At 43.0% G+C, this 13,893-nt stretch carries 13 protein-coding genes; 12 read left to right on the top strand and 1 reads right to left on the bottom strand.

Going from position 1 to position 13,893, the window contains the following annotated elements:
* Window positions 1-71: 71 nt before the first annotated feature.
* From MR764_RS06090 to MR764_RS06070, 5 genes are read left to right on the top strand one after another with little or no spacing between them, the layout of a single operon-like run.
* The gene (locus MR764_RS06090) at window positions 72-1,103 is read left to right on the top strand and encodes a galactitol-1-phosphate 5-dehydrogenase (protein WP_247978515.1); all 1,032 of its coding nucleotides are present in this window, start codon (window positions 72-74) and stop codon (window positions 1,101-1,103) included.
* Window positions 1,104-1,160: 57 nt separating this feature from the next.
* Complete coding sequence (locus MR764_RS06085) at window positions 1,161-2,288, top strand: Gfo/Idh/MocA family oxidoreductase (RefSeq protein WP_247978514.1); 1,128 nt, start codon at window positions 1,161-1,163, stop codon at window positions 2,286-2,288.
* 30 nt (window positions 2,289-2,318) lie between these two features.
* Complete coding sequence (locus MR764_RS06080; protein WP_247978513.1) at window positions 2,319-3,677, top strand: gluconate:H+ symporter; 1,359 nt, start codon at window positions 2,319-2,321, stop codon at window positions 3,675-3,677.
* Between the two features lie 31 nt (window positions 3,678-3,708).
* Window positions 3,709-4,161: a GNAT family N-acetyltransferase gene (locus MR764_RS06075; protein WP_247978512.1), complete on the top strand. Its 453-nt coding sequence runs from the start codon at window positions 3,709-3,711 to the stop codon at window positions 4,159-4,161.
* Between the two features lie 3 nt (window positions 4,162-4,164).
* Window positions 4,165-4,905 carry a hypothetical protein gene (locus tag MR764_RS06070; RefSeq protein WP_247978511.1) on the top strand — a complete coding sequence of 247 codons (741 nt, stop codon included), beginning with the start codon at window positions 4,165-4,167 and terminating at the stop codon, window positions 4,903-4,905.
* On the opposite strand, the gene MR764_RS06065 is transcribed toward MR764_RS06070, so the two are convergent.
* A complete protein-coding gene (locus MR764_RS06065) occupies window positions 4,902-5,318 on the bottom strand; it encodes a hypothetical protein (RefSeq protein ID WP_247978510.1) in 417 nt (138 codons plus the stop codon). The genes MR764_RS06070 and MR764_RS06065 overlap by 4 nt on opposite strands.
* Window positions 5,319-5,471: 153 nt before the next feature.
* On the opposite strand from MR764_RS06065, the gene MR764_RS06060 reads away from it, so the two are divergent.
* From MR764_RS06060 to MR764_RS06030, 7 genes are all read left to right on the top strand, one after another.
* A complete protein-coding gene (locus tag MR764_RS06060; RefSeq protein ID WP_247978509.1) occupies window positions 5,472-6,035 on the top strand; it encodes a peroxiredoxin in 564 nt (187 codons plus the stop codon).
* Between the two features lie 40 nt (window positions 6,036-6,075).
* A complete protein-coding gene (locus MR764_RS06055; protein ID WP_247978508.1) occupies window positions 6,076-6,483 on the top strand; it encodes a hypothetical protein in 408 nt (135 codons plus the stop codon).
* Between the two features lie 96 nt (window positions 6,484-6,579).
* Window positions 6,580-9,927 carry a transcription-repair coupling factor gene (mfd, locus tag MR764_RS06050; protein WP_247978507.1) on the top strand — a complete coding sequence of 1,116 codons (3,348 nt, stop codon included), beginning with the start codon at window positions 6,580-6,582 and terminating at the stop codon, window positions 9,925-9,927.
* Between the two features lie 137 nt (window positions 9,928-10,064).
* Window positions 10,065-10,778 (top strand): hypothetical protein, encoded by a 714-nt coding sequence (locus tag MR764_RS06045; RefSeq protein ID WP_247978506.1) that lies wholly within the window; start codon window positions 10,065-10,067, stop codon window positions 10,776-10,778.
* Between the two features lie 153 nt (window positions 10,779-10,931).
* Window positions 10,932-11,327 carry a BlaI/MecI/CopY family transcriptional regulator gene (locus MR764_RS06040; protein WP_247978505.1) on the top strand — a complete coding sequence of 132 codons (396 nt, stop codon included), beginning with the start codon at window positions 10,932-10,934 and terminating at the stop codon, window positions 11,325-11,327.
* Entirely contained in the window at window positions 11,312-12,907 is a 1,596-nt protein-coding gene (locus MR764_RS06035; protein ID WP_247978504.1) for a M56 family metallopeptidase, read from the top strand. Before MR764_RS06040 ends, MR764_RS06035 begins: the two co-directional genes overlap by 16 nt.
* A 97-nt stretch (window positions 12,908-13,004) precedes the next feature.
* Window positions 13,005-13,574: a YdeI/OmpD-associated family protein gene (locus MR764_RS06030; RefSeq protein WP_247978503.1), complete on the top strand. Its 570-nt coding sequence runs from the start codon at window positions 13,005-13,007 to the stop codon at window positions 13,572-13,574.
* Window positions 13,575-13,893: the final 319 nt, after the last annotated feature.

The following is a 13,893-nucleotide window of genomic DNA, read 5'->3' as shown; positions in this document are numbered from 1 at the left end:
AGAGTTCGTTGATCCACTTGTTAACGTCCTTTCATATATCTATATTTAATTCCAATTATCAAACCTAAACTATGAAAGCACTGATACTGGAAAACTACAATGAGTTGGTTTACAAAGATGTTGCTGAACCTGTTCCTGCAAAAAATGAAGTACTGGTAAAAGTAAAAGCCTGCGGAATTTGCGGTTCTGATGTTCATGGTATGGATGGCAGTACCGGCAGGAGAATACCCCCGATTATTATGGGGCACGAAGCTTCGGGGATTATCACGGCTCTTGGTAGCGAAGTATCAGGCTGGAATATTGGCGACAGGGTGACCTTCGATTCAACGATTTATCCGCTAAACGACTGGTACACTTTGAACGGTCATTATAATTTGAGCGAGAACCGGCAAGTACTTGGCGTGTCGCCCGGGACTTACAAAAAACATGGAGCTTTTGCTGAATATGTAACGGTGCCTGAACACATTCTTTACAAACTTCCGGACAATGTCAGTTTTGAACAGGCAGCCATGGTGGAACCCGCTGCTGTTGCGCGGCATGCCATTCATCAGTCTGGAATTCAACTGGGAGATAGTGCTGCTGTTGTTGGCGCCGGGATGATCGGTTTGTTCCTCGTTCAACTTTTGGCGCTTTCAAATCCTTCACCGCTTGTTGCTATCGACATTGACGATTCGAAACTGGAAATGGCAAAAAAATTTGGCGCTGAAGTGATTTTGAATTCAAATAAAGATAAATTGACAAAGGAAGTTTTAGCCCGCACGAATAATCGCGGAGTCGACCATGTTTTTGAAGCCGTTGGAATTAGCCCGACCGTTAATAATGCGATCGAAATCGTCAGAAAGGGAGGAAAAGTGGTGTTGGTTGGAAACCTCTCGCCCACCATCGATTTTCCGCTTCAAAGTGTCGTTACCCGCGAAATTAAAGTACAGGGAAGTTGCGCCATCAGGGGAGAATACGAAACCGTGCTTCAACTGATTGCCGCCGGCAAAATTAAGGTGGATGACATGATTTCGGCTGTTGCCCCGCTTTCGGAAGGCGCTGATTGGTTTAAACGGTTGTACAACAAAGAACCCGGGTTAAAGAAAGTTATTCTTGTTCCATAGTTCTTCCGTTCTATTCGAAAATGCCAAAATCACATAAATCCTAAAACTTCAATCAACTTGAAAAAAGAACTATACCATATTGCCATTCTGGGTTGCGGAAAAGTAGCTCATCTTCATGCGAAAGCCGTTCAGAATCTGCCCAATGCCCAACTTTCAGGTGTTTGGAGCCGAACACTTGAAACGGCGAAAAACTTTGCTTCAGAATACAACGTGGAAGCATTTACCGATATTTCAAAACTCATTTCTGATAAGAAAATTGATCTGGCTATTGTTTGTACGCCTCATCCTTTTCACCTCGGGCCAACGCTGGAAGCTGCCAAAGCCGGAGCAAACGTTTTGGTTGAAAAACCGCTGGCCTCAACACTTGCCGATTCCGATGAAATAATAAGTGTTTGTAAAAAGCACGGTGTTAAACTCGGAGTTATTAGTCAGCGGCGTTGGTACGAACCGGTTAAAAGAATTAAAAATGCGATTGAAGACGGCAAAATCGGTAAACCGGTTTTTGGAACCGTAAATATTCTCGGCTGGCGCGACAAAGCTTACTACGATGCAGATGCCTGGCGCGGAACCTGGAAGATGGAAGGTGGCGGTGTTCTGGTGAACCAGGCGCCGCATCAGCTGGATATCCTGCTCTGGTACATGGGCGAAATCGATGAAGTTTATGGCATCTGGAAAAACCTGAATCACCCGTATATCGAAGTGGAAGATACGGCACTGGCGATTATAAAATTCAAAAATGGCGGAATTGGCAACATTATCGTTAGCAATTCAACCAAACCCGGAATTTACGGGAAAGTACACATTCATGGCGACAATGGTGCTTCGGTGGGTGTTCAAACCGATGGCGGGGCCATGTTTATTGCGGGCATGTCGGGAATACTGGAACCTCCGGCAAACGATATCTGGACTGTTCCCGGCGAAGAACAACTCCTAAATCAATGGAAAGAAGAAGACGCTGCATTTTTCCAATCTGTCGATCCAATGGTTTATTACATGCAAAAACAAATTGAAGATTTTTTGACGGCATTAAGCAAGAACACCGAACCATTGGTAACCGGTGAAGAAGGACGAAAAACAGTTGAGTTGTTTACGGCTATTTACCGCTCAACACGTGATAATCAGCCGGTAAAATTTCCACTTCAGTCTGAAAAAGAACGAAAAGATATGGACGGCCGGCTGATCTAACTAATTTTAAGCAAACTAAACCTAAAAACGATGTCGACATTTTTTATCTTTTTTTTGGTCACCTCGGCAGTTGCACTCTTGCTTTTCATGGTGCTCAAATTAAAAATAAGCGCTTTTATCACCCTGCTAATCATCTCGATCTATGTTGGAGTTCTGACCGGAATGCCAGTGAAAAATATCCTTCAGAGCATTCAGGGCGGAATGGGTAGCACACTGGGTTTTGTAGCCACAGTGGTTGGACTGGGCGCCATTTTCGGCCAAATGCTTGAAAGTTCGGGAGGAGCTTTATCGCTCGCCCATTCGCTGGTGAAAAAGTTCGGTAAAGAAAAGGCAACCTGGGCAATGGTGATCACCGGTTTTATCGTTGCCATTCCTGTTTTTCTCGATGTGGGTTTTATCATCCTGGTTCCTATTATCTATGCTTTATCCAAAGACACCGGCAAGTCGCTGCTTTACTATGGAATCCCGCTTTTAGCCGGGCTTGCGGTTACTCACAGCTTCATTCCTCCGACTCCCGGTCCGGTAGCTGTTTCCGATATTCTGAATGCCCAGTTGGGCTGGGTGATATTTTTTGGCGTTATCCTGGGATTTCCAACGGCTGTTATCGCCGGGCCTTTCTGGGGAAAATACATTTCAAAGAAAATTCACATTTTGCCACCTGCTGAATTCTTAAATTCCTTCGACGAAACAAAAAAAGACAAAGATCTGCCTTCGTTTCGTGTTGTTGCCCTGATCATTTCAATACCACTCGTATTAATTTTACTGAATACCTTAACCTCACTTCTTGTTGAAAAAGGAGTGATCCAAAAATCGATGCTGACCGATGGTGTTGAATTTATCGGCCACCCGTTTACTGCTTTGATCATTGCCACTTTAATTGCGATTTATGTTTTATGCGTGAAACGAGGAATGCCCAAACAGACCATACTCGATCTGAGCACCAAAGCGCTTGGCCCGGCAGGAATTATCATTTTAATAACCGGAGCAGGAGGAGTTCTCAAACAAATACTGGTGGACTCAGGAATCGGTAAAATGATGGCAGAATCGATGGCAAATTCTGCCTTGCCACCTATCGCATTGGCCTGGATTCTTGCAGCCATTGTTCGGGTAACACAGGGTTCTGCTACCGTGGCGATGATCACAGCCGCAGGAATTATTGCACCCGTAATTAACGAATTGGGATTGAATGATCCTCAAAGAGCGTTGGTGGTTTTGTCCATTGCTTCTGGCGCTACCTTGTTGTCGCATGTCAACGACAGCGGATTCTGGCTGGTCGGCAAATATTTCGGGATGAACGAAAAACAAACTTTACAATCGTGGACCGTGATGGAAACGATTATTGCATTATGCGGGTTGGCTTTTACCTTGCTTGCAAGTTTATTCGTTTAAATTTGCAACACAGTCCTAAAAAAGTTTATTCATGAAATTCGAATTCAAACATTTCTCCGAGCTGACCACCGACGAGCTTTACGACTTACTACAGCTTCGTTCCGAAGTTTTTGTAGTGGAGCAAAACTGTGTGTACAACGATCTGGACAGTCACGACAAAGAAGCGATTCACCAGTTTCTGCGTAAAGACGGCATTATGGTTGCTTGTTCACGGCTTCTAAAACCGGGTTCGCGTTTTAACGATTGTTCCATCGGGCGGGTTGTTGTGAAAGAGTCGGAGCGCGGAACAGGAATAGGTATTGAGATGATGGAGGAAGCCAAAGCTTACATTTTAAAAGAATGGAAGGCCGATAAAATCAAAATCAGCGCCCAAAAGTACCTGCAGAAATTTTATGAAGATCTTGGTTTTGTCGTCATCACCGAAGAATACCTGGAGGACGGAATCCCTCATTTCGGGATGTTGCTGGAATACAAAAAACAGTGATACATGACCAAGAGTTTACTTCCTGTATTGTTGCTTTTGATTTTCGTTCAGCTGAAGACAAGCGCTCAGCATGAACCAACGAATCATATTTTCAACCTCATTTATAACCAACATTACGACTCGGCGTCGGTTCTGCTTGCTCAAAATAACACAATCGACGACTATTACCGGGCCGTTCTCGAAATTGATTTGAGTTATTGGAAAAATGTTACCGGCACCAACCAACCCAACTACTCTGCCTTTGAACAAACGCTGAACAAATACAACATTGAAGCGGCTGAAACCTTTCATCAAAAAGCCATTCGTTTAATCACGCTTTCGTATCAGCTACGTTATGAGCTGAAGCGCTTTAAAATTTTCAATGCCATTTCTACCCGGAAGAAAACATTAACGCTTTTCTTCGAGTTAAAGGATCATGCCTCGGCACTCCATTCAGATCAACGCGAATTATTTGACTTGTACAGCGCCTTGATTCTATATTTCGACAACTATTTAAAACCATTTTTCAGTAACGACAAAGACGAAAACATGCTGGCAGCACTTACCGAACTGGAAAAACTTTCCAGTTCGTCGGCCACAATTACATCTACCCTTTCTGCTTACTTTTTAGGAAAAATTTACCTGAGTTACGAAAAACAGTTTGACAAGGGAGCCTTTCATTTTAAATCGCTTAGCATGCATTATCCGGATAATCAAAAGTTCAGGGAACTGTACGACGAATGCATCAGCAAAACGACAAATTAATCCCACAAAGCCAGATAGGTATGATTGCGGTGAAACGTGCGGCGACGACATTTCGGACAAATTGCCTTTTTAAGCCGGTGAATATTGGTCAGCTTTAGCCGCGATTTACACTGGGAACACCTGAATTCTGTTTTGTGCACCACATTTTCTTCATCGTAAACCGTTACTTCAATTTTATCGTGCAGCGTTTTACAGCGCGGACATTTGTAAATCTGAAATCCGGCTTTTAGAAATAAAGGTCGGGTCTCCGACGCCAGTTTTTGCAGTAAACGGTGCGTTTTATAGTGAAATATCTGCATGGGTTGTTTCAGGTAGTCGCGCAGCGGTTGGGAGTGCACTAAAAAACCGTGCCCCTGTTTAAAATTCTCTTCGTAGCCGCAGTGATCGCACTGATAAGAATAAGCTTGTCCCATGTAACGATGATTTTCCTAAAGTTAAACATTTTAAGGCGGTTAAAAAATCCATTCAACTACATTGAAAGTAGTTTTACAACAGTATTTTGCCAGAACATTTTGAGTTTAAATTTGTAGTAATACTAACATTCAAAAACTGAAAATTTGAAATCGATGAAAACAATACTTACAGCCATGATGCTATTGACCATTGTTTCCACAAACGTCCGCTCACAGGAGTTGAACGTGGGAGACAAAACTCCTGAGTTTAAAACGCAGGCCGACGATGGATTGACCTGGGATTTGAAAAACTATGTTGGCAAAAAATTTATAGTGGTTTATTTCTACCCGGCAGCCATGACAGGCGGTTGCACCAAACAAGCCTGCGCCTACCGCGATTTTAAAAGTGAAATTGCATCGGCTGATGCCATGGTAGTGGGTGTTAGTGGCGACAACGTGGAAGGATTAAAACTGTTCAAAAAAGCAAACGATTTGAACTTTCCTCTTCTATCGGATGCCGGTGGCGAAATTGCAAAAAAATTTGGGGTACCCACCCGCGAGGGAGGCAGCATTACCCGCGAAATCGACGGACACGATGTTGACCTTGTCAGGGGAGTTACCGCCAGCCGATGGACTTTTGTTATCGGCAAAAACGGAAAGATCGTTTACAAGAACACCGAAGTGGATGCCACAAAGGATACCCAACAAATATTAGAATTCATCAAAAACAATTCTTAACTTAGGAATTGATTTACAAACCCACTTAAAGATTGTGATAATGAAAAAACTAGCATTCCTATTCTTGCTTGGCTTTGTATTGATGTTTTCGTACAAAGCAAAATCCCAGGCCGAAGTAGATTTCTCAAAAACGTTAACTGTGTGGCTTCCTGTCTCCAAAGGTTCAGCAGATAAAGAACCATTTGTTGCCCAAAGTTACACTACAGTTTTATCGGCTTCAGGGAACATTACAAAAATAGCCTGCTTTCAATTGCCGGAAGGTCATTTTTTGATCCCGAAAAACGGCATGAATTACATCGCATTGACCCATCCGCTAACACTCGATGACGAAGGAAAAGTCACTGCATATATGGTTGACGACAATGTAAAAATCAATAGTAAAGGAGAGTTCCGGGTGAGGTTTCATTCGAACGGTGCCGGAAATGTTTTTCCGAACTGGAGCTGGTAAAAGCTAATTTTATATTTAGATACTCAGGGAGCATTATTGCTCCTTTTTTTGTTCCCAGCTTTCAGGTAAAAACTATATTTGCGAAAAATTTTGGTTTTGGAAACCAACCTGTTTCTTAAATATTTCGAAGGGCATCCCGGCTTTTCTAAAGTAGAAAAAAAGCTGCTTGTCCCCCCGGGTGAGAAAGTTCACCTGCAGGGGCTTATTGGCTCTGCCAAAACCATTTTACTCGCCAAACTTTTTCAAAACACCGGTAAAAATTTTGTAGTACTGCTCAACGACCGCGAAGAGGCAGCCTACTTTTACGACGACCTGAACAACCTCGGACTGTTGGAGCAAACGCTGTTTTTTCCCTCATCGTACAAGCGTTCGGTGCAATACGATCAGCCCGAGCAGGAAAATATTGTTCAACGCACCGAAGTGCTCAACCTTTTATCGAAAAAGGAGAATTCGTATGTGCTGGTGTCGTACCCCGAAGCTTTGGTTGAAAAAGTAATCTCGAACGAAAGCCTTGAAAGCAACACCTTACAGGTAAAAATCGGAGACAAACTTTCGATTGAATTTGTGAATGAGTTTTTGTATGAATACGGATTCGAACGCGTTGATTTTGTGTACGAACCGGGACAATTTTCGGTACGTGGAAGCATCGTTGACATCTTCTCTTTTTCGCACGAGGATCCCTACCGCATCGACTTTTTTGGCGACGAGATTGATTCGATCCGCAGTTTCGACATCGAAAATCAGCTCTCGAAAAAACGACTCGAGAAAATAACCATTGTCCCCAATATTCAGAACGCTGAAATTGAAGGAAGCAGGGTGTCGCTGGCTCAATTTATCCAGGATAATCCGCTGTGGTTTGGCAACGATCTGAACATTTTTTTCGACCGTATGTCCGACATTCACCGGCAAACCCTTGTCAGCCGCGAAGAAGAGGATTTCTCCGGGCTGATCATTTCAGGCAATGAACTGGAAAAAGATTTGGCCGCGTCGACGGTTTTTGATTTTGGAATTGCCCGGGCCTTCAAACCCAACGAAATCATCAGTTTCTCGAACTCGGTTCAGCCGGTTTTCAATAAAAACTTCGAATTGCTGGGCGCCAACCTGGTGGAACACCAAAGCAACGGTTACGAACTTTTTATTTTGTCGAGCCAGGAAAAACAATTCGACCGACTGCAAGCCATTTTCAGGGATACCAATATTCGTGTGCACTTTAATCCGGTTGATTTTATTTTGCACGAAGGATTTATCGACCACGACATAAAAGCCTGTTTTTATACCGACCATCAAATATTTGAGCGTTACCACCGGTTTAAGCTTAAAACCAGGAAAGCGCAGCGCGAAGCGATTTCGCTACAGGAAATAAACAAGCTTCACCCGGGAGACTATGTGGTTCATATCGATCACGGAATCGGAAAATTTGCCGGACTGGTAAAAACCGACGTAAATGGCAAAATGCAGGAAGCCATCCGCTTGGTGTACCGCGATAACGACTCGCTGCTGGTGAGCATTCATTCGCTGCACCGCATCTCGAAATACAAAGGGAAAGACGGGGCCGAGCCCAACATCAATAAACTGGGAACCGGTGCCTGGCAAAAAATGAAAAACCGCACCAAGGCAAAAGTGAAAGACATTGCCAAGGAGCTGATTGCCTTGTACGCCAAAAGAAGAGCCGAAGAAGGCTATGCCTTTTCGCCCGACTCGTACCTGCAAACCGAGCTCGAAGCTTCGTTTATATACGAAGACACGCCCGATCAGGAAAAGGCAACTTCGGCGGTAAAAAGCGACATGGAAAAAACGATCCCGATGGACCGCCTCGTTTGCGGCGATGTGGGTTTCGGAAAAACAGAAGTCGCCATTCGTGCTGCATTTAAAGCAGTAGCCGATAGTAAACAGGTAGCTGTTTTGGTTCCCACCACCATTCTGGCGCTACAACATTTTAAAACCTTCTCTGAACGTCTGCAGGATTTCTCGGTGAAAATTGATTACGTAAGCCGCTTAAAATCGACTGCCGACATAAAGAATTCACTCAAAGAGGTAGCCAGCGGAAAGACCGACATTATCATCGGAACACATCGACTGGTAAGCAAAGACGTGAAGTTCAACGATCTTGGCCTGCTGATTATCGACGAAGAACAGAAATTTGGAGTTTCGGTAAAAGAAAAACTGAAAGAAATAAAAGTAAATGTTGATACACTGACACTTACTGCTACTCCAATCCCAAGAACCCTTCAATTTTCGCTGATGGGAGCACGCGATCTTTCCATCATTCAAACGCCTCCCCCCAACCGTTATCCCATCGTAACAGAAGCTCATGGCTTTAACGAGCAAATGATTCGCGAAGCCATCGAATTCGAGCTCGACCGTAACGGGCAGGTTTTCTTTATCCACAACCGCGTACAAAATATTTTTGAGGTGGAAGATGTGATCAAGCGAATTGTGCCGGGCGTGAAAACAGTGGTTGGCCACGGGCAAATGGAAGGCCCGAAACTGGAAAAAGTGATGCTCGATTTCATCAACGGCAAGTTTGATGTTTTGATCGCAACCACCATTATCGAATCGGGACTCGATATTCCGAATGCCAACACGATTATCATTAACAACGCCCAAAACTTCGGATTGAGCGAATTGCACCAGTTGCGCGGACGGGTTGGAAGATCGAATAAAAAAGCATTTTGTTACCTCATCACACCTCCGCTGTCTTCCTTAAGTCCTGAATCCCGAAGAAGAATTCAGGCCATTGAGCAGTTTTCGGAACTGGGCAGCGGATTTAATATTGCGATGCAGGACCTCGATATTCGTGGGGCCGGAAACATGCTGGGAGCCGAACAAAGCGGATTTATCGCCGACATTGGATTTGAAACCTATCACCGTATTCTGAACGAAGCTATTCAGGAATTGAAACAGGAAGAATTCAGCGATTTATTTGCCGAACAGGATGACAATCAATCACAGGCTTTCCTGAAGCTAAAATACGTGAACGACTGCGTAATCGACACCGATATGGAATTACTTTTCCCGAGCGATTACATTCCTGGGAATTCGGAAAGAATGCTGTTGTACCGCGAACTCGACAACATCGAAGATCATGAACAACTCGAACTCTACAAAAAGGGATTGATCGACCGGTTTGGTGCCCTGCCCGCCATGAGCCGTGAATTGCTGGACGTGCTCCCATTACGTTGGAAAGCGATTGAACTCAGCATGGAAAAAATCATCCTGAAAGAGAAAAAAATGATCTGCTATTTTGTTTCCGATCAACGTTCCTCGTTCTACCAGTCGGATACATTTGTCAGAATCGTTCAACACATCCAAAAGGGAAAATCAAAGGGCAAAATGAAAGAAGCCAACGGAAAGCTCACGCTTACTTTTGCCAACATCCCCAACATTGAAACGGCCGACTACATTCTAAAAGAGATCATTAGTGACGTTTTCCCAAGCAGTTAGACGGTACTGAAAAATTTTTTCTCGAAAAATTGGTTATTCCTACGCAACCATATCTCAATTGGTGCATCTGTGTATGCAGAGACTGGAAATGTAAGATAATTCTTACTTAATTTGTAATTAAATAAAATCTTAATCAAATGATTACTATTCAGAAAATTGGAAAGTTATTAATGATGTTCCTGATTGTTGCAGGAATGGCTTCTTGTAATGATGACGAAACCGAACCTTTTACTGCTTACGGAGAAGTACTGACAATTAAAAAACTGGTAAACGACACAGTACATTATGCCAGGGCATATTATGTTTACGGCAACTATCCGATGAGCTCAGCCACCATTACACTCCCCGAGGGAGGAACAAAGGATCTGACGAGCTATGAATCCAACAAGCAAACGTACTATGAAGAACCTGCCGCAGCTGACTATTCAAAGGACGCACTGGAATTTGGTGATTTCTCGTTTACCGTTGTTAACGAAGGTATTGAACATACACTGGCCGAAACCACAGAAATGGGAACACTCGAAATTCCTGAAATTACTGAAGTTACTGTAACTACCGGTTCAGGAATTATAACCGTAAAGTGGGATAAAGTAACAGATGCGGACAATTATGTCGTTCGCTTAAAAGACGACGAAGGCGCTATTGCATTTGTCGGCACGAGTTTGTCGAGCTCTGCTGTAACATTCCAAATAGCTGCGGGCACCGGAACGTTCGCCAAACAACTGGTTTCGGGAGATACATACACTCTCGAACTGCAGGCTATCCAATATGAAAGTACAGCAACGGCTTCTAATTACTGGTACAACATTGAAGAAATTTCAATTGCAAGCCAGAATTTTGTTTGGGAATAGACACCACAAAAGAACGAGCATAAAACCAGCTGAAATTCAGCTGGTTTTTTTATTCTCCAAATCCGAACTACTATCTTTCTAGTATTTTTATTAAAAGAATAGTTTGAGAATTAATTTTACTTACTATATTTGTAGTAGCTAATATTTTTTTGAATGAAGACACTTACAAAAGCCGAAGAGCAAATTATGCATATCCTCTGGAAACTAAAAGAGGCAGTAGTAAAACAAGTTGTAGACGAATTTGAGGAGCCCAGACCGGCTTATACCACCGTCGCTACCGTTCTAAAGGTGTTGGAGAAAAAAGGTTTTGTGCAAAGCAAAAAAGTAGGCAATGTAAATCTCTTTTATGCCGAAGTAAGCAAACAGGAATACACCCGCGTTCAGTTTGGTTCTTTACTGAAAAACTACTTCAACGGCTCGTTCCCTAAAATGGCCACCTTTTTTGCCAAAGAGAACAACCTGAGCCTCGAAGAACTGGAAGAAATTATGAAAATTACAGAAGAGGAGATCAAAAAAGAGAAGGAAGAAAAACCATGGAAACGCTATTAACTTATTTAGTCAGTGCCTCGGCCGGTATTGTACTGTTCTATTCAGTTTACTGGCTGTTCCTTCGAAAAGAAACTTTCCACCAGGCTAACCGCTTTTATCTTTTGGCGGCCCTGGCTACCGCGGCGCTCCTGCCGGTTTTCCCCCTCCAATATAACGTTTTAGCCCAGGCCGGCACCAATGCACCGGTTCGTACCATTGCCGACACTTTTAAAAATATCCCCATTACAGAAGCCATTAACGATAGTGGTACGGTTTTCAGTTGGCAACACGCACTTCTGATTGTCTATCTCACCGGAGCAGCCATTTTCATGCTACGACTAATCATACAAACCGGCGTGTTATTGTCGCTGATGATCAGACACCGGATGAAATCGCTGGAAGGTGTCAGAATTATTGAAAATGAGAAATACGGTCTCCCTTTCTCGTTTTTCAATGTAATATTTATCAATCCGAAATTTCACACACAGGACGACCTGCCGGAAATTCTGGCTCACGAAAAAGTGCACATTCGTGAGAATCACTGGTTCGACCTGCTTTTTATAGAACTGTTAACAGTCATCTTTTGGTTCAACCCATTTATTTGGTTCTTTGAACGATCCATTAAACAAAACCACGAGTACCTGGCCGACAAAGGTGTTCTTGCGCAGGGACACACTGTAGCCCGCTACCAGGCTTTATTAGTAAACCAGTTAATGGGCATGCAGATTATTGGCATCACCAACAACCTGAATTTCGCCCTTAACGCAAATCGATTAAAAATGATGACGAAAAAGAGAACGCCGCACATACGCGGAGTAAAATTTATGTGGGCATTACCTGCCCTTGCGCTTCTGTTGTTTGCTTTTGCTGAACCGGAATATCAAGCTCCCATTCAAGAACAGGAGACCGGTGAAGTAGAAGCAAGCAAGTTGATTTCACAAAAAACCATCAAGCTAAATGGTATGGTTACGGATGAAAATGGTGATCCAATGCCCGGAACATCGGTAGTTGTTAAGGGAGGAACTGTTGGAACTGTAGTTGACAGAGATGGCACATTCTCACTGGATGTCCCTGAAAAATCGAGTATTGTATTGTCATTTGTCGGAAAAGAAACCCTGGTGGAACACTACACTCAGATTACTTCCGGGGAAATGAAAGAGGGAGCATTTTATAAAAAATACGTTCTGAGAGATGCGGTTATTTTAATTGGTCCGGCAGCACCTGCCTCGCCACCTCCCCCACCTCCTCCAGGAAAAAAGGAAAAGTTAACTCCACCGCCACCTGCTAGTGGGGAAAAAGAAGTATTTATAGTAGTAGAAGATATGCCTGAATACCCCGGAAGGTCAGAGGCATTGGGTGACTATGTTTACAAAATGCAACAGAAAATAGCGCGGGAAAAAGGAATAAAAGGAAAAGCAAAAGTCGCGTTCACCGTAAATGCTGCGGGCAAAGTTACCGACATTAAAGTAGTTGAAAAAGAAAATGATGCCGCCGGAAAAGGAGCTGTAATTATTGCTTCTGAAATGCCGGAGTGGAAACCCGGGAAACAACGCGGCAAAGCAGTTCCCGTTAAATACCTGCTTCCGGTTGAGTTCAAGTAACAGAAAACAGGAAAAATAACTTTACACCCGTAGATCTATACAAAACAGTCTGCGGGTGTTTTTTGTATCTTGCAAAAGACAACTCAATTTCAAAGAAATGAAAACAATGTTTTTTGAAACATCCGAACAATGGGAAAGCTGGCTGGAGCAAAACCACGATACAGAAACTGAATTGTGGCTGGTTTATTTAAAAAAACACACAGACGTTCCCGGAATTTCTTACGAAGAGTCCGTTCAATCAGCTTTATGCTGGGGCTGGATCGACGGTTTGGTAAAAAAGCTGGATGAAGACCGCTATGCCCGAAAATTCACTCCCCGAAAAGAAAACAGTGTCTGGTCGGAATCCAATAAAAAACGCGTTGCCGCATTGTTAAAAGAAGGGAAAATAAAACCTGTGGGTTTAAAAAAGATTGAAGCTGCCCAACAAAACGGCAATTGGGCCAAGATAAACACTCCTCCTGAAATAGACCTGACAATTCCACAGGAACTTAAGGAAGAGTTCGAAAAACATACAACAGCAGCAGAATATTTTAACGGGCTCAGCAAAAGACATCAGAAGGAATACCTCCTGTGGATAAAAACGGCCAAGCGACCGGAAACGAGGACAAGACGTGTAAAACAATCGATTGAACTTTTACTGGAGAAAAAGAATCTGGGCTTAAAATAACTCCATACAGAACAATCATGATTCCGGGGAATCACCAACAGAAATGAAAGTTAAAATGCATGTTGCTATCCGGGATTTGTTTTTAATTTTTAAAGCAGAATATCCAATCCAGAATTCCCAATGTCCATTCTTCCGGATTTTGTTGGATATTTTACATTCAATATTGAGAATTGGATATTTTTTAAGATTGACTATGACTAGTCCTAAATAAGCGTTACAGATTATTGGACTAAGTTAATAGATTCACAGACCGTTTCAAAGCTAGCTTTGAAACGGTCTGTTCTTTTATAGCTTTTAATTTTAATGGTATCTTGTTTGT

It is taken from the genome of Maribellus sp. YY47 (genome assembly GCF_023111095.1).
Lineage (GTDB): Bacteria > Bacteroidota > Bacteroidia > Bacteroidales > Prolixibacteraceae > Draconibacterium.
Note: the sequence above shows the minus strand (reverse complement) of the source record. Positions and strands in the feature narration are given on the sequence as shown.